19 protein-coding genes and 1 pseudogene are annotated in these 20237 nt (G+C 71.2%); 11 read left to right on the forward strand and 9 right to left on the reverse strand.

Translation table 11 applies throughout. From position 1 onward, the window contains the following. Positions 1–77 precede the first annotated feature (77 nt). The 3 genes from ABZY33_RS19220 to ABZY33_RS19230 are packed head-to-tail and all read right to left on the reverse strand — an operon-like array spanning position 78 to position 3165. Positions 78–899, reverse strand: coding sequence for a carbohydrate ABC transporter permease (locus tag ABZY33_RS19220; protein WP_356492795.1), 822 nt, complete (start codon positions 897–899; stop codon positions 78–80). Beyond that, positions 896–1855: a sugar ABC transporter permease gene (locus tag ABZY33_RS19225; RefSeq protein WP_356492796.1), complete on the reverse strand. Its 960-nt coding sequence runs from the start codon at positions 1853–1855 to the stop codon at positions 896–898. Before ABZY33_RS19225 ends, ABZY33_RS19220 begins: the two co-directional genes overlap by 4 nt. Further along, positions 1852–3165 carry an extracellular solute-binding protein gene (locus ABZY33_RS19230; RefSeq protein ID WP_356492797.1) on the reverse strand — a complete coding sequence of 438 codons (1314 nt, stop codon included), beginning with the start codon at positions 3163–3165 and terminating at the stop codon, positions 1852–1854. The genes ABZY33_RS19225 and ABZY33_RS19230 overlap by 4 nt, the downstream gene beginning before the upstream one ends. Before the next feature lie 296 nt (positions 3166–3461). Between ABZY33_RS19230 and ABZY33_RS19235 the strand changes: the two genes are divergently transcribed. From ABZY33_RS19235 to ABZY33_RS19255, 5 genes are all read left to right on the forward strand, one after another. Then, positions 3462–5180, forward strand: coding sequence for a hypothetical protein (locus ABZY33_RS19235; RefSeq protein ID WP_356492798.1), 1719 nt, complete (start codon positions 3462–3464; stop codon positions 5178–5180). Next, a complete protein-coding gene (locus tag ABZY33_RS19240; RefSeq protein ID WP_356492799.1) occupies positions 5177–6103 on the forward strand; it encodes an ROK family protein in 927 nt (308 codons plus the stop codon). The genes ABZY33_RS19235 and ABZY33_RS19240 overlap by 4 nt, the downstream gene beginning before the upstream one ends. A 44-nt stretch (positions 6104–6147) precedes the next feature. Then, on the forward strand, positions 6148–7188 hold the full coding sequence (locus ABZY33_RS19245) for a LacI family DNA-binding transcriptional regulator (RefSeq protein ID WP_356492800.1): 1041 nt from the start codon (positions 6148–6150) through the stop codon (positions 7186–7188). A 187-nt stretch (positions 7189–7375) separates the two neighbouring features. Beyond that, a complete protein-coding gene (locus ABZY33_RS19250) occupies positions 7376–8677 on the forward strand; it encodes a glycoside hydrolase family 125 protein (protein WP_356492801.1) in 1302 nt (433 codons plus the stop codon). A gap of 171 nt (positions 8678–8848) precedes the next feature. Next, complete coding sequence (locus tag ABZY33_RS19255) at positions 8849–9100, forward strand: hypothetical protein (protein WP_356492802.1); 252 nt, start codon at positions 8849–8851, stop codon at positions 9098–9100. Positions 9101–9158: 58 nt separating this feature from the next. On the opposite strand, the gene ABZY33_RS19260 is transcribed toward ABZY33_RS19255, so the two are convergent. The 3 genes from ABZY33_RS19260 to ABZY33_RS19270 all read right to left on the reverse strand — a co-directional run bounded on the left by ABZY33_RS19260 (position 9159) and on the right by ABZY33_RS19270 (position 12210). After that, a complete protein-coding gene (locus ABZY33_RS19260) occupies positions 9159–9407 on the reverse strand; it encodes an SCO4226 family nickel-binding protein (RefSeq protein ID WP_356492803.1) in 249 nt (82 codons plus the stop codon). Positions 9408–9961: 554 nt separating this feature from the next. After that, the gene (locus tag ABZY33_RS19265) at positions 9962–11485 is read right to left on the reverse strand and encodes a chitinase (RefSeq protein ID WP_356492845.1); all 1524 of its coding nucleotides are present in this window, start codon (positions 11483–11485) and stop codon (positions 9962–9964) included. Between the two features lie 179 nt (positions 11486–11664). Further along, complete coding sequence (locus tag ABZY33_RS19270) at positions 11665–12210, reverse strand: hypothetical protein (protein ID WP_356492804.1); 546 nt, start codon at positions 12208–12210, stop codon at positions 11665–11667. Positions 12211–12463: 253 nt separating this feature from the next. On the opposite strand from ABZY33_RS19270, the pseudogene ABZY33_RS19275 reads away from it, so the two are divergent. Continuing rightward, positions 12464–13300, forward strand: a pseudogene (locus tag ABZY33_RS19275) (helix-turn-helix transcriptional regulator). A gap of 132 nt (positions 13301–13432) precedes the next feature. On the opposite strand, the gene ABZY33_RS19280 reads toward ABZY33_RS19275, so the two are convergent. From ABZY33_RS19280 to ABZY33_RS19290, 3 genes are all read right to left on the reverse strand, one after another. Further along, positions 13433–13912, reverse strand: coding sequence for an STAS domain-containing protein (locus tag ABZY33_RS19280; protein WP_356492805.1), 480 nt, complete (start codon positions 13910–13912; stop codon positions 13433–13435). 7 nt (positions 13913–13919) lie between these two features. Further along, a complete protein-coding gene (locus tag ABZY33_RS19285; protein ID WP_356492806.1) occupies positions 13920–15401 on the reverse strand; it encodes a SpoIIE family protein phosphatase in 1482 nt (493 codons plus the stop codon). Between the two features lie 301 nt (positions 15402–15702). After that, positions 15703–16449 (reverse strand): DUF5994 family protein, encoded by a 747-nt coding sequence (locus ABZY33_RS19290; protein ID WP_356492846.1) that lies wholly within the window; start codon positions 16447–16449, stop codon positions 15703–15705. 275 nt (positions 16450–16724) lie between these two features. Here ABZY33_RS19290 and ABZY33_RS19295 point away from each other — a divergent pair, with 275 nt between their 5' ends. From ABZY33_RS19295 to ABZY33_RS19315, 5 genes are all read left to right on the forward strand, one after another. Further along, the gene (locus ABZY33_RS19295; RefSeq protein ID WP_356492807.1) at positions 16725–16976 is read left to right on the forward strand and encodes a hypothetical protein; all 252 of its coding nucleotides are present in this window, start codon (positions 16725–16727) and stop codon (positions 16974–16976) included. Between the two features lie 363 nt (positions 16977–17339). Next, positions 17340–17768: an Asp23/Gls24 family envelope stress response protein gene (locus ABZY33_RS19300; protein WP_356492847.1), complete on the forward strand. Its 429-nt coding sequence runs from the start codon at positions 17340–17342 to the stop codon at positions 17766–17768. A 164-nt stretch (positions 17769–17932) separates the two neighbouring features. Next, positions 17933–18229, forward strand: coding sequence for a hypothetical protein (locus tag ABZY33_RS19305; protein WP_356492808.1), 297 nt, complete (start codon positions 17933–17935; stop codon positions 18227–18229). Positions 18230–18823: 594 nt separating this feature from the next. Next, entirely contained in the window at positions 18824–19258 is a 435-nt protein-coding gene (locus ABZY33_RS19310) for a DUF5994 family protein (protein WP_356492809.1), read from the forward strand. Between the two features lie 437 nt (positions 19259–19695). After that, positions 19696–20106 carry a DUF5994 family protein gene (locus tag ABZY33_RS19315; RefSeq protein WP_356492810.1) on the forward strand — a complete coding sequence of 137 codons (411 nt, stop codon included), beginning with the start codon at positions 19696–19698 and terminating at the stop codon, positions 20104–20106. The last annotated feature ends 131 nt before the right edge of the window (positions 20107–20237 follow it).

The raw sequence follows: 20237 nt of genomic DNA on the forward strand, positions 1-20237 counted from the left end.
GCGGAAGTGCGGAACGGCGTACGGCTCAGCCGTGCTGAAAGACGTACGGGTCAGCCGTGCGGGGAGACCGAGGGCGCTCAGCGATGGATCTTCAGGCTGCTGACGAAGAAGCGCTGGGCGCAGAAGAACAGCACCACGGTGGGGAGCGAGACCAGGAGGGCGCCGGCGAGGACGATGGGCGGTCCGACGTTGGAGTAGTTGCCCTGGAGATCGGCGAGGGCGGCCATGACGGGCCGGATGTTGCGGCTCGTGACCATGGTGATGCCGAACATGAGGTCGTTCCAGACCGCCACGAACTGGAACACGAACACGGCGATCATGGCGGACCGGGTCAGCGGGACGTGGATCTGCCAGAACACCCGCCACCAGGACGCGCCGTCCATGCGCGCGGCCTCGACGACCTCCCGGGGCAGGGTGAGCGCGTAGTTGCGCATGACGAAGAACGCGAACGGGACCGCGATCGCCGTGTAGATCAGCACCAGGCCGAGTTGGGTGTCGTAGAGGGAGGTGTGCGCGTAGGACAGGAACAGGGGGCGGATGAAGACCTGGAGGGGCAGCAGGGTGCCGCAGTAGATCAGCCAGAACCACCAAGCCCGGTGTCTGACCGGCATGATGACCGTGGCGAAGGCGGCGAATCCGGCGAGCACGGCGGCGGCCACGGCGCTGACGACGGAGTACAGGAGGCTGTTGCCGAACGCCGGGCCCAGGTCGGCCTTCTCCCAGGCCTGCGACATGTTGTCGAACAGTCCGAAGCCCTGGGGCAGCCAGTGCGGACTGCCGGAGTAACTCGCTGCGGGGACAAGGGCGTTGACGACCAGGAGCCAGGTGGGGATGAGCCACAGCAGGGCGAGTGTCACGAGAGTGGCGTTGCGCAGAACGCGGCCGAGAGACATCGTCATCCGCCTTTCACGTCGAGCTGGCGGCGCAGGTAGAGCCAGGAGGCGGCCAGGACGATCACGGTGAGGACGACCGCGATCGCCGCCCCCGCGCCGGGCCGCAGTTCGAGGAAGGTCTCGTTGTACATGGACACGGCGAGCGTCTCGGTGGCCCGTCCGGGGCCGCCCTGGGTGAGCACCCAGATCAGGTCGAACGACTTGAGGCCGTTGACCAGGCTCATGCCGATCACGATGATCGACACCGGCCGGAGCTGTGGCAGGACGATGTGCCGGAACTGCTGCCAGCCGCCCGCGCCGTCCAGCGCACCGGCCTCCAGCGTCTCGGGCGGGATGGACTGCAGTCCGACGAGAAAGAGGATGACGGCGACGCCGGTGGCCTGCCAGGCGTTGGCGAGGATCATCACGAGGGTGTTGCCGGGCCAGGTGATCAGCCATCCCTGGGCGAGCGAGTCGAGCCCGACACCGTTCAGGACCTGGTTGACGGCGCCGTCGGTCGTGAGCATGAAGTTCCACACCACGGCCACGGCGGAGCCCGAAAGCGCGTACGGCAGGACGACGCAGAGCCGGGCCAGTCGGGAGAGGCGGCTCGCGTTGGTCATGCAGGCGATGGCGAGCCCGAGCACGAACGGGAGTGCGACGGTCCCCACCACCCACATCAGGGTGTTCTGGATGGAACGGGACAGCGCCGGATCGGAGGCGAACAGCGTGTAATTGTCGAACCAGTCGAACGGGGCGGTCCGGGTGTCGCTGAAGAAACTGCGGTAGACGGTCCAGACGAACGGGGCCAGCAGGAACAGCGTGACCAGGAGGACGGCCGGGGCCATGAACCCGCCGGCCGCAAGGCGTTCACGCGCGCCCGCCCAGGTGTGCGACCGGGGAGGGTGTGCGGTCGTGCGCCTGGGTGTGGGAGATCCGCCGGGCGGGCTCGGCGGGCGCTGCTCGGTCAGTGAAGTGCTCATGCTTCGTCTCGCTTCCAGGCCGCCCACTCGCTCTGCGCGCGTTCTTCCATCCGGCGCAGGGTGGTGGCGGGAGAGGTCTGCCCGGCCATGAAGCCGCCGAGGTCGTTGGTGTTGCCCTGAATGAGGCTCGGCGGGCTGGCCTCCCAGTAACGGACAAGGGCCGTGCGGCGGTTGCGGGCGATGTCCCGCTGGAGCCCGGCCACCACCGGATTGCTCGAGCGCACGGTCGGGTTGGCGGAGCTGTCCTCCAGGAAGTCGCTCCACACCCGCTGTACGGACGGGTCGAGCCAGGCCCCGACGTTCGCCACCGCGGCGGCGTGCGACGAGGCGCGGCCGGGCACCGCGAAGACACCCGACTCGGCGATGACACTCTTCGGGGTCGAGGAACGCACCGTCGGGAGGATGAAGGCGCCGTATCCGGTGCCCGGCTTCATCCCCGCCGCCGACATGCCGGACGCCTGCCAGGTGCCGTGCAGGAACATGCCGACCGTGCCCTCCTTCAGCGCACCGGGGCCGCGTGCCTGGTCGAAGTCGGGCGGTGTCATCCAGCCCTTGCGCATGAAGTCCTGCCAGAGGTCCATCGCCCGGCGGGCCGGTTCGTCGGTGTAGGAGGCCTCACCGGCCACCAGGCGGCGGTAGAAGTCCGGGTCGACCTTGCTGACCAGCTCCTGGAACCACTCGATCGCGGGCCAGCCGCCCACCTGGCTGGCGAGGAACGGCGTGATCTTGTTGCGTTTCAGGACCTCGGCGCAGTGCAGCAGTCCGTCCCAGTCGGTGGGGGCGGAGAGGCCGAGCTTGGTGAACACCGGCTTGCTGTAGAAGAGCACGTAGTACGACTCGTACAGCGGGATGCCGTATGCCGTGCCCCGGTAGGAGACGGCGTCGCGCGTGGTGCGGCGCACCCACCCCTTGGCCGCGTACCGCTCGAAGACGCGCGTCAGGTCGGTGAGCCCTCCGGCCCGCGCCAGCCGCTTGAGCTGGTATCCGGAGGCCCACTTGACGAGGTCCGAGGATTTCGAGGTCTGCAGGGTCATCTGCACGACCTGCTGGTACGAGGTGACCGATGGGTTCGACAGCGGCCTGAGCGCGTAGCCGGTGATCTTCTCCAGCTCACGGCCCGCCGAGCGGTAGCCCTCGTCCCAGGTGGCGTTGTCGTTGGAGATGCTCGTGGTCCCCGGCTGTGCGGACGTGCTCGCACCCCGGGCGCAGCCTCCCGCGGCCAGAGCCGCCGCACCGGCGGCCGCCCCTGCGAGGAAGCGGCGCCGGGCGAGCGGTACGGCCGTACTGCTGGTCCTGCCCGATGCTGACATGGATCACCTTCACGGAAGCGGGCCACCTGCATGGCCGGATGTGCATCACGGGGCACTCACGACGCCGACGGAACAGGGGAGCTGCCCGGTGTGTGTTGCGTGGAGGTTAACGACACCATTCCTTAGGTAGCAAGGCTTCGGGCTGAAAAGAATGCAGCTCAAGAGACTGATCGCAGAGTTTCCGCAGGTAATTGCCGTTTTACTCGGCCAGATGACCAGCGGAACATCCATGGACACCTTCGGCCAGCTGTTGTTATCGTTAACTCCCCCGCTTCGCAGTCCACGAAGGAGCACCTGTGCCCGCGCCCCGTACGTACGACCCCCTCCCCACCTATCCGCCGACCGCCGGAGAGGTGGTCGCCGGCTGGCCCGCCGCGGTCTCCGCTCTGCCGTCAGGACCCCTCGTCCTGGCCGTCGACGGACCGGCCGCGCTCGACTGGGCCGCGCTGGCCGAGGGGCTCGCGGCAGCCGTGCGCTCCGGAGGCCGTGACGTGCGGCTGCTCGATGTCCGCGACCGCTACGCGCCGGCGGCCCACGAGCGGATAGCGGCCGCGCCCGTCCCCGCCGACGACCCGTTCTTCACGCCGCTGTCGCGCGGGCAGGTCGCAGACCTGTTCGACGCGGAGTCGCGACCCGAGCAGGCGACGGGCACCGCGGTGACCGTGGTCTTCGGGCCGGGCGCCGCTCTGTGCGGCCCGGACCTGCTCTGGTACGCGGACCTGCCGAAGCGGTACGCCGAAGCGGCGGTGGCCAAGCGCGCGCTGCCGGTGGGTGCCAACCTGGGGCGTCCGGGCGAACCCGGCGACCTGGTCCGCCTCTTCTACACCGACTGGCCCGTCCTCGACCGGCACCGGGACGCGATCGCCGCGCAGGTCGACCGCTGGATCGACGTCCAGGACGCGGCCCGCCCCGCCTCACTGGACGGCACCGCATTGCGCGGCACGCTCGCGCGGTTGGCCCGCCGGCCCGTGCGCACGCGCCCGTACTTCAACTCCACGCCGTGGGGCGGCCAGTGGGCGGCCGGCGAACTGGGCTTCACCCCGCAGGCGGGCAACACCGCCCTCGGCTACGAGCTGATCGCGCCCGAGGCCGGGGTCCTCGTCGGCGAGAAGGACGGCCCCCAGGTCGAGATCCCCTTCCAGCTGCTGTGCGCCGGCCACCCCGAGGACATGCTCGGCGAAGACGTGCACCGCCGGTTCGGCACCTCCTTCCCGATCCGGTTCGACTACCTGGACACCATGGGCGGCGGCAACCTCTCCCTGCACCTGCACCCGCGGGAGCGGTACATGCGCGAGGTGTTCGGCTGGCCCTACACCCAGCACGAGACGTACTACGTCACGGCCTGCGAGGACGGTGCCCGCGTGCTGCTCGGCCTCACCGCGGACGCGGACCTCGACACCATGCGGCGCCAGGTGGAGGAGGCCATCGCCGACGCCACCCCGATGCCCGTCGAGGAACACGTCCAGTCACACCCGTCGACGCCCGGGCAACTGTTCATGATCCCGGCGGGCACCCCGCACGCGTCCGGCGCAGGCAACCTCGTCCTCGAGGTCAGCGCCACCCCGTACCTGTACTCCCTGCGGCTGTACGACTGGCTCCGCAAGGACGCCACCGGAGCGTCCCGGCCCCTGCCGTACGAGCACGGGTTCGCCAACCTGGACACCGCGCGGCGCGGCGAGGACGTCACCAAAGACCTTGTGCAGGAGCCGCGCACCTTGCGCGCGGGTGAGGGCTGGCGCGAGGAGGTCATCGGGGCGCTCCCCGAGATGTTCTACGCGGTGCACCGCCATGTCGTGACTCCGGGCGCGGCCCTTCCCGACGACACCGCGGGCCGCTTCCACATCCTCAACGTGGCCGCGGGGGCCGGTGCCGTCATCGAGTTCGGCGACGGCGCCACCCACTGCCTGGCCTTCGCGGAGACCCTCACGATTCCCGCCGCCGTCGGGCCTTACCGAGTCCGCGCGCTGGGCGATGCCGAAGTGCGGGTCGTCAAGGCCCTGGTGGTCGACGCGTGAGGACGGTTCCCGCGGGGCGGCCCCCGGCGCCCGTCCCGGTCCTCGACGTGGGCGGCACCCATGTCACGGCCGCACTCGTCGACGTCGGCGCGGACCGCCCCGCGCCCTCCACCGTGATCCGCCTGCCCCTGGGCGCGCACGGCGGGGCCGACGCCGTACTCGACACCATCGCCGAGGCGGCGTCCGCCCTGCCCACCGGGCACGACCCCTGCTGGGGCGTGGCGATGCCCGGTCCCTTCGACTACACCACCGGCATCGGCCGCTTCACCGGTGTGGGCAAGTTCGAGTCCCTGAACGGTGTGGACGTCGGCCGCGGCCTGCGCGAGCGGCTGGCCGGACGTGCGCAGCGGCTGCGCTTCCTCAACGACGCCGACGCGTTCGCCGTCGGCGAGCACAGGGCGGGTGCCGCGGGTGGCCACGACCGCGTCGTGTGCCTGACCCTCGGCACGGGCGTGGGCTCCTCGTTCCTGTCCCTCGGCCGTCCCGTCCACAGCGGCCCAGCGGTCCCGCCGAGCGGACACGTGCACCATCTGCGCGTCCACGGCGGCCCTTTGGAGGACACCGTGTCGCGCCGGGGCATCCGCGCCCACTACGAACGCCTCTCCCCCACGCCGGACGGCCGAGGGACCCCCGACGTCCACGAGCTGGCCGTGCGCGCCGAGAAGGGCGACGCCGCCGCGGCCCTGACCTTCCGCTACGCTTTCGACGCACTCGGCCAGGCGCTGGCGCCGTGGATCGACCGCTTCGAGGCCACCGCGGTCGTCGTCGGCGGTTCCATGGCCCGCTCGTGGCAGCTGATCCACCCCGCGTTCGCCGCAGGGCTCGCTTCAGCGGGCGGACCGGACGTCCCGGTGTCGCCGGCGCGGCAGCCCGAGGCCGCCCCGCTGATCGGGGCCGCTCACTGGGCGCGGGACGCGACATGACGACCAGCGTGCCGGACCAGGCAGGCAGCGAAAGGGGCAGGGGCATGACCGCTCGCCGGGGCAGCGGGCCGACCATGCAGGACGTCGGCAAGCTCGCACAGGTCAGTGCCATGACCGTGTCACGCGTGCTCAAGGACGACCCCGGCGTCTCACAGGCGACCCGCGAACGGGTCTTCGCCGCCGTCGACCGGCTCGGCTACCGCCGCAACCAGACCGCGCGGAGCCTGCGCCTCGGCGGCAGCGGAATGATCGGCCTGGTCGTCACCAACCTCGCCAACCCCTTCTACTCGCGCCTCGCCCTCGGCGTCCAGGAAATCGCGACGCAGTACGGCTTCCGCATGCTCCTCAGCAACTCGGGGGAACAGGCCGACCGGGAGCCCGAACTGATCGACGGGCTCGTCGACCACCAGGTCGAAGGGCTGATCGTGGTCCCGGCGGGCAGCCGCCAGCAGCACCTGGCGGCCGCCATGCGCCATGTCCCCGTCGTCCTGGCCGCGAGGCCGCCCGCCGGGATCGACACGGACTGCGTTCTGGTGGAGGACTTCCACGGTGCGCGTGAAGCGACCACCTGCCTCCTGACGGAGGGACACACCCGCATCGCCTTCCTCGGCAACCCGCCGGCGCTGTACACGGGCGCCGAACGCCTGCGCGGGTTCTGGGCCGCGCACGATGAGGTCGGCGTCGACCCGGACAACGCCCTCATCCGCCAGGGCCTCGTCGACTCCGCGACAGCCGAACGGGCCACCCTCGACCTCCTGGACCTGCCCACTCCGCCCACCGCACTGTTCTGCACCAACAACCGCATCAGCCAGGGCGCCATCCGCGCCCTGTACAAGACGGGCCGCACCCTGCCCGTCGCCGGCTTCGACGACTTCGTCCTGTCCGACGTCCTCGGCCTGCCGCTCACGCTCGTCTCCTACGATGCCGACGAGGTGGGACGCCAGGCCGCGCGCCTGCTCATCGACCGTCTCGAACAACGTGACGCGGCGCAGCCCGCCTCCCGGCGTGTCACCGTTCCGACCCGGGTCGTTCGCTATGGGGCGGCTGCCGGTGACGTGCCTGAGCGCTCGCTCGGGGACTCCTGACGCCTCCGGGCCCGGGTCCACGCCAGGCTCCGGCTCCGGGTCCGGCGGGGCGACGGTCACACGTATGCCGTGCCGCATGGACGTATGCCGCGCCACACGTTCGTATGTATGCCCAGGTACGTATGCCGTGCCTTGTACGCCATTTCCGCGCCACACCCATTCCACCCGACCGCCGAAAGGGCCACCCATGCGCTTCCCCACCAGCGTCAAGGACCACCCGATCGTCCAGCAGGCGGTACAACGGCTCGACGACCTGGGCGACCCGCGCCTCGGCCGGACACTGATGCGCTGCCTCGACGACACCCTCGCCCGCACCGTCCGGCCGATGCCCGACGGCACCGCCTTCGTCGTCACCGGCGACATCCCCGCCATGTGGCTGCGCGACTCCTCGACACAACTGATGCCCTACCTCGCGCTCCTCGAGAACAACGCGGCCTTGCAGGACCTCGTACTCGCCGTGCTGCGCCGTCAGTTCCAGCAGATCGCCCGCAACCCCTACGCCAACGCCTTCAACGCCGAACCGTCCGGGTGCGCCCACGACCCCGACGACCTGTGTGAGGACCCGTGGGTGTGGGAGGCGAAGTACGAGGTCGACTCCCTCGCCTTCCCCCTCCTGCTCGCCCGCCGCTTCTGGGCGGCGACCGGACGCACCGACCACGTCGCCGCCGCACTCCGGACGGCCCGTACCGCCATCGAGGTGTGGCGCACGGAGCAGGACCACGAACACCGCTCCGTGTACCGCTTCCTGCGCCGGAACTGCCCGCCGAGCGACACCCTGCCGAACGCGGGCCGCGGCACGCCCGTCGCCCGGACCGGGATGACCTGGAGCGGGTTCCGGCCCAGCGACGACGCGTGCGCCTACGGCTACAACATCCCCGCGAATCTGTGTGCCGCCGCCGCCCTCGACGGAACAACCGAACTGGCCCGCCTCACCGGAGATACACAACTCGCTGACGAGGCCGCCCAGTTGGCGTCGGAACTGCGTACCGCCGTCCTGCGACACGGCATCGTGCACCACCCCGATCACGGCGAGATCTACGCCTACGAGGTGGACGGACACGGCAACACGCTCCTCATGGACGACGCCAACATGCCCGGTCTGCTCTCCCTGCCCCTCGTCGCGGACATCCCGGCAACGGATCCCATATACCTCGCCACACGTGGGTTCGTCCTCTCGTCCGCGAATCCCACCTGGCACCGGGGAACAGCCGCCGAAGGCATCGGCAGTCCGCACACCCCCGACGGGCACATCTGGCCCATCGCGATCGCCGTACAGGGCTTGACCAGCACCGACCATGCGGAGCGACGCACGGCCCTGCACACCCTCCTCGCCAACGACGCGGGGACGGGCCAGATGCACGAGTCGTTCCACAAGGACGACCCCCGGCGTTTCACCCGCCCCTGGTTCTCCTGGGCCAACGCCATGTACGCCGAACTCGCCCTCGACGTCGCCGGACTCGGCACCCGGCACCTGTGGGCCCGCGCGTGACAGCGATGCCGGGCGTCAGCGTGCCGCGAACTTCGCGTCGGCCGCCTCGCGGACTGGTGTTGTGGTGAACCAGACTGCCGGCGACCGTTGTGGCGCCGCAGGCCGCTTGGCTCATCGACGCCCTGGCAGCGGCAGGCACCCAGCTCGCCCAGGAATTCGCCACAGTCGGCCTTGACGGCGGTCGCCCTGGGTGTGTCGTGGGCAGCAGACATCCACCCCGCGCCGGCCTGGCTGGACATCGCCCGGGAGTTCACGGAGCACTGGACTCACCGCCAGCAGATCCGCCCCGCCATCGGCCGCAACACCGACCCGGAACCGCGTGCTCTGACCGTGATCGTCAATACCATCGTGCGGGCCCTATTCGACTTCAGTAGCTGGAAGTGGGAGGTGCTGCCTCTCGATGCCCGTCCCAGTTCTCTCTGACGTACCATCAGGTACGGTGCAGTCTGCCCGCCACCCGAAGGCGCCCAGCCATAGGACCTCACGCGCTCAGCGGGACCTCGTGGACCTCGTCGGCGCGGTGGCCGGCGCGTTCGTGGATGCGCTGGACCGCGTCGGCCGACGGTGCCTCGGAGAGGCAGTAGACCGTGCCCGACTCCGGATCCGCCCAGGCCTTCTCAAAGTGCACGCCCTCTTCCTTCTCGATGGCAAGGTCCGCCTGATGGGCCTGCTTCAGCTGGTCCGCCGTGATCCCCGCCATCCCGTGGTGGACGTCCATGTACTGGGACATGGCGTCACACCCCCTTCCGACTCGCCTCGTCCGGAGGCCCGGAACCACCGGCCCGTGCCGGCACCGGCTCCGCTGTCTCCATCCTGCACCCACGGAACCGGCGGCAGCGACCGGGGACGGCGGCTACTGACCCCGGAGAGGCTCCTCCAGCGATCGCCGACGCGCTCTGCTGCAATCACACGCGTCACCCTGCTCGCCTCGTCGTGGCCCTGCCGACTTTTGGAGGAGAAGTGGCTGGGATGATCCATGGTGCGAACGTATCCGGCCCCGCCCGACCCGGCGACTTCCTCGGCCCGGTCGGCGGCACCTCGGCTTTCATGGGGATGCGGTGAACGCTGACGACCCCGGACCTGTGCGCCCGTCAATCGAACGACACCGTCACCCTCCGTGACCCATCCCCAAGATCTGTGCCAGCCCCCTGTCGCCGACAGAGCCGACCCCGCTCGCGCGGATCGGAACCTGACCCGCTCCCGCCACCGGACCGGTGCGGGGAGCGGAGGCCCGGGACCCGCCGCCCCCGGGGATCGTCCGGCCCGCGCGGGGCCGCGCGGGGATCAGCAGGCGCCGAGGTCCTGCCAGACGCCCCACTCGCCGGTGGTGCCGGGCTCCTCGCCCGTCGTCCACCACTTGGCCTTCCAGGTGTGGCCCTTGTACGAGACCTGCTGGCCGCCCGTGTAGACCGAGCCCGAGGCCCACGGGGCCGCCGTGCACTGGTTGCCGCTGCCGCCCGTGACGGTCAGCGTGTACGTCGCCGAGTGCGCCGCCGACGCGCTCGCGCCGTCGACCACCAGCGTGTACGTGCCGTTGACGGCGGCCGAGGTCGTGGCGACGGTGAGCGTCGAGGTCCCGCCGGCCGTCACCGACGCGGGGCTGAGGGTGGCGGTGACCCCGGCGGGCGCGCCGCTGACGGTCAGTTTCACGGACTGGGCGCTGCCCGCGGTGACCGCGGTCCGGACCGTCGCGGTCGTGGAGGCGCCGGCCTTGACCGTGCCCGACGCGGGGGAGGCCGTCAGCGAGAAGTCGTTGCTCGGCGCGGTCGTGCCGCTGGTGAAGGGCGCGAAGATGTGGGCGAAGTCCCAGGTGTTCTGCGCGATGCCGGAGCAGGTGTCTCCGGCGGCGCCGCCCGGGCAGCTTCCGTTGTCACGCTGGAGCGCCCAGAAGGAGATCATGTTGATCCCCTTGGCGACCGCCCAGTCGTACACGTCCTTGGCGTTGGCGAGGGTGAACGTCTCGGCCGGACCGAAGTCGTCGACGCCGGGCATCTCGGTGATGCCGATCATGCCCCAGAGCTGGGCTGCGGTCTTGGTGGGGTAGAGCTTGGCGAGTTGGTCGTAGAGACCCTGGGCCGCGGTCTTGGTGTCCTGCGCCATGTTGTGGGTGGCGTTGTCGTAGTAGTCGAACGTCATGAGGTTCACGACGTCGACGCGCGCGCCGTTGGCTACCGCGTTCTTGAGCACGGCGAGTCCGCTGGCGGCCGGGCCACCCGTCGTCGTCGGCAGAGTGTACGAGATCTCCAGCTTGCGGCCGCTGGCGGCGGCCCAGTCCTGCACCTTCTTGATCGCCTTGTTCCGCCGGTCGATTCCGGCGGTGTTGTCCAGCGAGTCGACCTCGATGTCCATGTCGAGCCGGGGGATGTCGTAGGTCGAGACGACCTTCTCGTAGACGGCGGCGATCTGGTCGACGTCCGTACAGCTGTCGGCGATCTCGGTGCCGGTGGTGTCGGCCGTGTACCCGCCGAACGACGGGATGACGTCCCCGCCGCGCCCCTGGATCGTCTTGATGTCCGCGCCGAAGGATGACGCGGCGACGGGCAGCGAGGTGTCGCCGTTCCAGTAGGCGGTGCAGGACCCCTTCGACGCGGTCTGGAGGAACGCCATCGTCAGGTGCTTGGCCCCGGACTGGGCGCTGAGAGCGGCGGGGCTCTCACCGGTCCACGCCTCGAAGTAGGGCGCGAAGACATGGGCAGGGAGCGGGGTCGCGGCCTGGGCGGGGGAGCCCGCGACGGCGGTGAGGCCCAGAGCAGCCACTGCAGTGGCCACCGCAGTGACGGCGGCACGGAGGGAGCGCATAGGTCTCATGGCCATCCAAGAGGTGAGGCGGCGTCAACTCAGCTGTGACGCACGGGAGATGCATACGGAATAGCTCTGCGGTCAGCGGTGTGTCAATGGTCTGTACCAAGATGAGGACTAGACCAATTTGCGCGATGTTCCCCGCCCAGGCCGGTGACGCTCCGCATCGCGTTGCGTGACAACGCAGGTCAGACGGGCGCCCAGGGCTCCGCCGCCGGACGCCCCGGGCCGGGCGCGCCGCCGAACCATCCCCTGCCTGCTCCTACGGAAAGAATGAGCAGAGCGCCCGGGCGCCGTCGCTCACCCGCGGCGGCGCCCGGCGCGACTTCGGTCCTCGGCCCACGACCGGACCGCGTTCCCGGCCGGCTGGTCCCGTACGGTGTGCGGCCGGCCGGCGATGTCGTCCCACGGGTCGTCGGCGCGGCCCGCGAGCGCCCCGGCGACGAGGTCGAGGGCGGCGACGGTCGCGGTGAACCCGACGTCGAGGCGTACGACTCCGGCTCGTTGCCCAGGTCGACGGCGAGGTCGGCGAGCGGGGACGGGGTGACGTTGAGGACGGCGGCGGTGCGCACCGCGCCGGAGGCCCGGAACGCGGCGAGCGTCTCGGAACTGCGCCCCGACTGGGACACGCCGATCAGGATGTCGGTGTCGAACCCGGTCAGGCCGTCCTCGATCTCGCTCGCGAGGACGCGCTGTGCCGGCACCGCGTGGCCGCGCAACACCTCCACGGGCACGGCGAGCGCCGCGAAGGAGGCGCCGATCCCGCGAACAGGGGGCGGCGCGCCGACGTCAGGCCGGCGAGACCGGTGCCGGACAGCTGGGCGCGGACGTGGTCGACGACCCGGGCCAGGGCCTCGGGCTGCGGTCCTGGCCGGTGTGGACGGTGATGCGGGTGCCGGACATGAGGAAGTCCTTTCGGGGGCTCCCGGGGGTGGCGGGCGCCCCGGAGCACGGGTCGTACGGTCGTGCTCCGGGAGCGGCTAGGCCGTGGGCGGTGGAGCGGAGCCGGCTGGTTCGGGTGGGGCGGACTCGCCGGCGGAAGGTTGTCGAAGACGGCCTGGCCGCCGGCGGTGAGGATGGTCGCGCACCTGTCCGGAGTCAGCGTCGACTACTACATGCGCCTGGAGCAGGGCCGCGCGACCCAGCCCTCCGAGCAAGGTCCTCGACGCCCTCGCCCGTGTCCTCGGCCTCGACGAGACCGAACGCGCACACCTGGACCGGCTTGTCCGACAGCGCCGCCACCGAGCGACGGCACCGAGCGGGCGGCTCCGCCCGGAGCTGTTGCAGGTCCTGGACCTGGTCCGCGACGCACCCGCGCTGATTCTCCTCTACGGCCGTCCGATGCCGGGCCTGAACACCGCCCGGCACATCTTTCTCGAGGAAGCCGAGCGCGACCTGTACGCGGGCTGGGAGAACTGCACCCTCGACGTGGTCGGGCACCTGCGCCTGGCCACCGGCAAATACCCCGAGGATCCCCATCTGGCCTCACTCATCGGCGAACTGGCGATGGGCAGTGAACGCTTCTGTCGTCTCTGGGCCCGCGCGGACGTACGCGCCCGCACCCTTGGACGCAAGACGTACTGGCACCCTCTGGTCGGACTGCTGGAACTGCACCATGAGAACTTCGCGCTGCCAGACGAATCAGGCATCGAGTTGCTGGTGCTGTACGCGGCCCCCGCCGGCCCAGCCGAGGACGCATTACGCCTGCTCGCCGACGTGCGCGCGGACAACGGCCATGCACATCCCCCGTGGGCCGGCCATCGAGCGCCGCCATCGCGAAGAGGCCGGGTCGGCAGCGGAACCGGGAATGAGGCGGGACCATGACCCGCTCCCCCGCTGTCTTTCCAACACATGGCCCCACGCGGGCCGTTGGGCTCGCCCGCAGCCGCTTTCCGCGACGTGACGCCGACGCCTTGCGCCTGAGAACCTGGGAGATCGCGTCGGCGGGCCGCGCGCTCAGCTCAGGTCGGCAGAGAGGGTGTGCGCGCTCTCGCCGACCGCGGGCTCCGCCCCGACTTCGCCTGCCCCGCCTCCGATGGGGGTATGGATGATCGAGCCGTGTTCGCCGGCGCCGGTGGACTGGCTGAGGGTCATGGTGGTGACGGCTTCGGCGGCGGTGGCGTGGGCTGGCAGAACCGCGTCGACGCCGGTGAGGGTCAGCATGCGCATCAGTCGGTCAGGGATGTGGGCGAGTGCCAGCGCACCGCCCGCTGCCTGCGTGGCGTGCCAGAGGCCGATGAGCGCACTCAGGCCGGCGGAGTCGCAGAAGCCGGTCTCTGACAGGTCGAGAATCAGGTGTGGACACTCTTGCTGGATGATTTCGCAGGCTTGGTGGCGCAGGGTGTCCGCGGTGCGTGTGTCCAGGTCCCCGGCGACTGCGACGATCGCGAGGCCGGGGCGGGGGTGCTGGACGGTCAGTTGCAGTGTGTCGGTCACGTCGGTCTCACTCCTGGCCGAAGTGTTCGGGTGCGGCGGTGGTGTGGGCAGTGGCAGCGACACTGCCGTCGGGCATGGTGTGAGAGTGGGGGACGGACAGGGCCAGCAGCGCCACGTCGTCGCCGACTCCGTCGGGCAGCGAGGCCAGGAGGGTGATGCTGTCCTCGATCAGGGAGGCGGCGGTGACGGGCCCGGTGCGCTGGTGGAGGAAGCCGGTCAGGCCGTCCTCCCCGAGCATGGCGCCCTGGGTGGTGCGGGCTTCGATCAGCCCGTCGGTGTAGAGGAAGAGGCTCTCACCGGCCGTCAGGGAGAACGTGGTCTGGGCGAAGGGCGCCTGGGGAAACGCACCGACGAGCATCCCGCCCTTGGGGCGTACGGCCCGCACCCATACGGCGCCGCCGTCGTCGGGGCGCACGTGATAGACGGGCGGGTGGCCGCCGGAGGCGACGGTGACGGTGAAACCGCCGTCCTCCCGGGGCTCCAGGAGACCGAAGACCACGGTGCAGAAACGACGGCCGGCACTGCCGTCGGTGAGCAGCCCGGTGTTGAGCGCGCTCAGCACGGTGACCGGGTCGGCGTTGATCTGGGCCGCGGCGCGCAGCGTGTGGCGGGCCAGGGCGGTCACGGTGGCCGCCTCGGGGCCCTTGCCGCACACGTCACCGAGGAAGAACGCCCACCGGCCACCGTCGAGGGGGAAGACGTCGTAGAAGTCGCCTCCCACGTCGTGGGCGGAGGCGGTGCGGTAGTGACAGGCCAGTTCCAGGCCCGGCACGACGGGAAGGGCCGGAGGCAGCAGAGTGCGCTGGAGGGTGGAGGCGAACGCGGCGATGGCGGCTTTGTCCTGCTCCGCCTTCTCCCGCGCCGCCCGCTCCGTCTCAGCCCGCTGCCGTTCCGCCTCGGCCTGCCGCCTCTCCGCCTCCCGGCGGGCCTGCTCGTCACGCAGGGCGTGCAGGGCCGACAGCCGCAGCTCCATCTCGTCCAGCACGATCGCGGCGAGATCGGCAAGGGTGGCGGTGTCCTGCTCGGTGATCGAACGCGGCCGGGTGTCCAGGACGTTCACCGTGCCCAGCCGGTGCCCATCGGGGGTGATGATCGGTGCGGCGGCGTAGAAACGCACCCCCATCTCTCCCGCGACCAGCGGATTGTTCACCGCGACGGGGTCCTGGAGAGTGTCGGGGATGACCATCGTGTCGTCGCGCAGGACCGCCGAGCCGCACAGGCCCGGATCGCGGCCGATCTCGGCGACACCCTCCAAGCCGTGTGCGGCCTTGAACCAGATGCGGTCGGTGTCCACGATCGTGACTGTGGCCACCGGCACGTCGAAGAGCCGGGCGGCCAGCGCCGCCACCCGGTCGAACGCCCCGTCGGGCGGAGTGTCGAGGATGTCGTAGCGGCGTACCGCCGCGATGCGGGCCGCCTCCACATCCAGGTCGGACACCAGCTCGGGGCGGCGCCCGGGAGCCGGGTCGGCGGCCGATGCCTGCTGCATGATCGGCATTCCTCTCCGTCGATGGGCTGCCGCCGTGAACGGCACGCACCGACGCAGCCTAGATCGCCCCCGGGCCCGAACGCCAACGCCCCTCTACGGCAGCACCCGTCGCCAGCCCCTCACACCGAAGAGGGTGTGCAGAGGTGGAAGGAGAGGGCCGATGCGTTCGATCACGGCCAGGGTGTTCATCACTCTCGACGACACCATGGCGAAGGGCTGGCCAAGGAGACGAGCAAGCCGGGAGAGATGCTCTTCGACCGCCGCGCCTGGGAAGACTTCATCACCGCGTGGGGTCGGCTGATCAGACCTGTGCGGGGAGAACCTGCGGTGGCGCCGGGACGGCGCTCCGGCCGGTCTCGTCCTCCGCCCCGGCCGGCCCCACGTGATCCGGAACGGCCGTGAGCACCAAGGGAGCGCCACCTTCGTACTCCCACGCCTCGTCCGGTGCCAGTGCCAGGTCGAGGGTCTCGGCGGCGCCGTGCCCGGCCGCGTCCGCCGCGACGAGCGCGCTCGCGGTCAACGGCGGGCCCTCCCGGTCGGATGCGGCGGCCATCAGCCGGGCCGCCGCGTCGGGCTCGGTATCAGGCGGGATGATCAGCAAGTCCCAGCGGCCGGTGCCGTAGGAGAGCAACAGCAGCTTGTGCGGGTCGAGTTCCGGGGTGAACCAGCCGACCTTGACGACGTGGCCGTCGACGGGAACCTTGCGTGGGACCACCGGCCAGTGCTCCGGGTTGACGGCGGCCCGGGTGATGCGGCCCCACAGGGGGTCCAGCGCGGCGGTCAGCCCGGGCAGCTCGCTGAGCAGGTCCCGGGACCGGGGCCACCAGGCGCCGTCCAGGAGTCCGCGGGAGCCGCCGCCTTCGCCCTTCAAGGCGAGACGCGCGACCGGGGCTGCGACGGGCTCGGGGTGCGGCAGGGTGGGGTGCAAGGTCGCCGACATGGCACGGACCCGTCTCCGGGCCGCCTCTGCGGCGGCCCGGGATTCATCTCTCGCCGAGAACGACCCGACGTGGAAGCCGGTATGCGAAAGACCCTCGGTACTCATCAGCGTACTCCGTGCATCGACGCGGTGCGGAGCAGCGGCCACCTGGTGCCCGCTCCGAGGAGACGGCGCGGCCGGTATTCAGAGGGGCAGGGTGGCGCGACGCTTCGCCGGCCCCGCTTCTGGAGTCCAGTTCCGTTGACTGTGCGTCAAATGATGTGTCACAGAAGCCAGTCGGGGTGACGTGGCAAGGTTCGCAACCCTTGCCGGGGAGTACGTTGGAGGGGTAGGCCCCGGTCCCCGGCCGTGTTGTCGCGTTCCGCGCTCAAAGGAGGACCACCATGTTCGTATTTCTGTTCCTCCTCTCCGCAATCCTGTTCGGGCTCGGCTTCCTCAACCCTTTGTGGTGGGTGGCCGCTGCCGTGCTGCTCTTCACCCTCGTCCATCACGGCCGGCGCCGGGGCAGCGAATCCGGGTACGGGCAGTACCGGGAGGACCGGGATCGCCGGGACCGGTGGGATCGCCGTTACCGGCGCCAGAACCGAGAGCGCTGGGCGCGTGAGGACCGCAGGAGCCAGGACGACCACCGGTGAGGCGCGGGCCGGGCCAGGTACACCCGGGGCAGGTCGGCGCGGCCGGGCGCGCGGAGCGTGCGCAACCGGTCGTGCGCACACGACCGCGAGCCGTGAGGAGCACGGGTCCTGTCGCGCGACAGTTTTGTCGGGCACCGGCCGGCGACCGGAGGTCATGCTTCCGGGGCGCCGGCCCACGGCCGGGGTGCGGCGGTGTCCGTGGGCATACCCGTATGCCGCACGGCACTTGGAGACCAGCAGGACATCCGGCGACCGTACGGTCGCTCGCGCACGGGAAACCGTGCATTTCCAGGGAGGTGGCTTCGCGTGACGGAGCCGATCGGTCAGACCCAGCAGACGTCGCGACCCGACGAGTCCCACACGGTGGTCGGTCCGCGCCTGAGGACCGGAGCCGGGGAACCGGCGGTGGTTCGCGGCCGGACGACCGTCGCGGACGGAGTGGTGGAGAAGATCGCCGGGATCGCGGCCCGCGAAGTGCCCGGCATCCATGCGCTGGGAGGCGGGTTCAGCCGGAAGATGGGCGCGATGCGCGACCGCGTTCCCGGTGGAGGGTCCCCGGTCGGGCGCGGCGTCAAGGTCGAGGTCGGCGAGAAGCAGACCGCCATCGACCTGGACGCGGTGGTGGAGTACGGCGTGAGCATCATCGAGGTCGCCGCGGACGTACGCCAGAACGTGATCGCGGCCGTGGAGCGGATGACCGGGCTAGAAGTCGTCGAAGTGAACATCTCCGTCAACGACGTGCACCTGCCGGAGGAGGACCTACCCGTGACCGACGAGGGCCGGGTGCAGTAGGGCCCGCCCGCAGGCCCTCACGCGTGAAGGAGAGGGGCTGGTCCCGGGCGGCAGGAGTAGGGTGGAGCCCGTCGAGGGCATGTCGTACGCCGGTGTTCGGGCCGGTCTCGTCCTCGTCGCAGAGCAGATGCGGACCGTCTCCGGTCCGGGTCAGGTTCCGCCGTATGTCGATCGAACCCGCGCAGCACTCGTCCCGTCCCGATGCCGCAGCCGATCCGAGTGGGGACCGGGTCGAGGTCCGACTGGTCTCCACGTCCTCCGAGGCGGCCCGTCGCGTCGCCGAAGCGTTGCGGCTGCTGTTCGCCGGGGACGAGCAGCGGAGCTATCCCGCGGACTCCTCGGGCGCCGGGACGCGGCTGCACCTCACGCTGGACGCCTCGAGCGCCGGCACGTCGCTCGACTCCTGGCTGCACTCCAGCAGTTCGTCCGCAGACCGGGCCCACCACGGCGAGACGGCCTGAGGGCGCCGCCACCGCACTCCAGGTCCCGGCCGGCCCCGTCACCGCCGTATCCGTGCTTCGCGACTCGCGCCCTCTGTCGCAGACGCGTGACGGAGCCGCCCCAGAACAGGCGCAGGCCCAAGACCTCGGCCGCCTGACATCACCGAGGCCGAGGATCGCCCGTGCAGCAGCGCCCTCTCCGCTCGCACCCCACGCACAGGCCGCACAACCGTCCCCGGAACCCGGCGGGAAGGCAGCCTCTCCCCCGCGCGAGCGGCCGGGCGTGCGGTGCCGAGCGCTTGTTCCTGCCGGTCACGGCGTTGCTCGGCTTCCTCGCGCTCCTGGCCGACCGGGCCGTTGCGGGGACGCCTCGGACGGTCGGGCGCCGTCACCGGCCCTGGTGCCACGACCGGCGTGCCGCCGTGGGCCGGCCCACAGGAGCCACCAGGCCGCGCGGCCGCCGCGCCTCGTGCTCGTGGTGGCCGGACCGATGAGCTTCCCGGGCCTGGGCAGGCTGGGTCGCCATGCACCGCCGCCATCACGCCGTCACCGGCCGGCCGGGCCATGCGCCCGCCGCGTACTCATCCCCCTCACACCATCCGACCAGGAGTTCCCATGACACTTGCCCCGCCGCCCCCGCTCTCCTCGCTGTCCGCCGTACGTCTGCGTCTGGTGTCCCAGTCGGCGGGGGACTACATGCCCCTGCGCATCGACGGCGCCTGGTGGCCCCGCTCGGCCGATCTGGCGTCCGAACTGCCCCGGCTGCTGGCCGCGCTCCCTCCCGGCTGGGGCCGGATCACCAGCGTCCTCGTGGACGAGGCCGCGTGGTCGCCCTTCCCGGGCCGGCTGCTCGTCGCCGAGCAGGTCGTGCGCCTGCACCGGACGACCACCCAGCGCTCCCCGTCCACCGTCTGCCTGCTGGCACCAGGTCATGGGCGGTGGGACCTGCTGGTGGTGCCACCTTCCGCCACGGACGCGGAGGCCGGGCGGCTGATCGAGGAGATGGCCACTCCCGCACAGGACGATGAGCGGCCGGCGGCGGTCCGCTGACGCAGGCCGTCGGAATCACCCCGTGGTCACGGCGCCCCGGCCACGAGCCCCGGGGGTCGTCACCTCGTGCCGTACCGGACCCGGGGGGCCCGGGGGCCGGTACGAGGTCGGTCACGCCGCCCGGACGGGAGGAGAAGTCCGTCGAGGCCGAGGCCGGAGTAGGGTGGAGTCACCGCGGGTATTCCGTACGCCGGCCTCCACGCCGTTGTCACCCTCGGCGATCGGAGCACGCCGGGCCGGGTCTTCTGGCCGGTCCGGAGAGAGCCCGCATCATGACTGCGACCGTTTTCCCCACATCACTTCCCGGAAGCACGTCCGCCTCCACGTCACTTCATCTCCCTCTCGCGCTCCTGGCCCCGTCGCCGATGGCCGCGCTCGATCCACCGACGGGATGGGTGAGCGGCGCGCCGGTGCTTCCCGGTACGGCGGTCCTGAGGATGGAGACCACCACCGGACGCGCAGGAAGATTCGACGGTGCGTGGTGGCCGCGGTCACGCAGCCTCAAGACCGAACTTCCGGGCCTGGTCGCGGCGGTGACGGCACGTCTGGGCCCCGTCACCCGTATCGGCCTCGACGCGAGCGAGTGGGACGAGACGCCGAACCATCTCTTCGCCGACGGGCACATGGTGCGTTTCGACTGGTCCGCCGTGAGTGACGACACGATGATCGTCACTCGCGGCGACCGGGACCACTTCCTGTTCCTGGTGATCCCGCCGGGAGCGGGCCGCGGCTCCGCGCACGCGGCGATGGTCATGGCCGTACGAGAGGACAACGCCTTCTCGGCCGAGCGGATCCTGACCGCCACCGGGGTCACCCGGGCCGGCGTACCGCGGAGTTCTCCCGGCTGAGCCGGGAGCGGCAGGCACGAACTTTCCCGCCCGGGACCCCGGCCGCGCGCAGGACGACAGGCCGGGGTCCGCCCGTCCCGTGTGTCTCCCCGACCCGCTGGGGTCCGGGACCGTCATCGACGTAAGGACAG

This window comes from Streptomyces sp. NPDC006552 (assembly GCF_040611655.1).
In the GTDB taxonomy this organism is placed as follows: Bacteria; Actinomycetota; Actinomycetes; order Streptomycetales; family Streptomycetaceae; genus Streptomyces.

Coding starts and splice junctions, on each gene's coding strand:
- ABZY33_RS19285 (WP_356492806.1), bottom strand. CDS start 15,401: ATGCAGCAGGCATCGGCCGCCGACCCGGCTCCCGGGCGCCGCCCCGAG.
- ABZY33_RS19305 (WP_356492808.1), top strand. CDS start 17,933: ATGTCGATCGAACCCGCGCAGCACTCGTCCCGTCCCGATGCCGCAGCC.
- ABZY33_RS19260 (WP_356492803.1), bottom strand. CDS start 9,407: ATGTCCCAGTACATGGACGTCCACCACGGGATGGCGGGGATCACGGCG.
- ABZY33_RS19230 (WP_356492797.1), bottom strand. CDS start 3,165: ATGTCAGCATCGGGCAGGACCAGCAGTACGGCCGTACCGCTCGCCCGG.
- ABZY33_RS19265 (WP_356492845.1), bottom strand. CDS start 11,485: ATGAGACCTATGCGCTCCCTCCGTGCCGCCGTCACTGCGGTGGCCACT.
- ABZY33_RS19310 (WP_356492809.1), top strand. CDS start 18,824: ATGACACTTGCCCCGCCGCCCCCGCTCTCCTCGCTGTCCGCCGTACGT.
- ABZY33_RS19250 (WP_356492801.1), top strand. CDS start 7,376: ATGCGCTTCCCCACCAGCGTCAAGGACCACCCGATCGTCCAGCAGGCG.
- ABZY33_RS19245 (WP_356492800.1), top strand. CDS start 6,148: ATGACCGCTCGCCGGGGCAGCGGGCCGACCATGCAGGACGTCGGCAAG.
- ABZY33_RS19295 (WP_356492807.1), top strand. CDS start 16,725: ATGTTCGTATTTCTGTTCCTCCTCTCCGCAATCCTGTTCGGGCTCGGC.
- ABZY33_RS19225 (WP_356492796.1), bottom strand. CDS start 1,855: ATGAGCACTTCACTGACCGAGCAGCGCCCGCCGAGCCCGCCCGGCGGA.
- ABZY33_RS19220 (WP_356492795.1), bottom strand. CDS start 899: ATGACGATGTCTCTCGGCCGCGTTCTGCGCAACGCCACTCTCGTGACA.
- ABZY33_RS19315 (WP_356492810.1), top strand. CDS start 19,696: ATGGAGACCACCACCGGACGCGCAGGAAGATTCGACGGTGCGTGGTGG.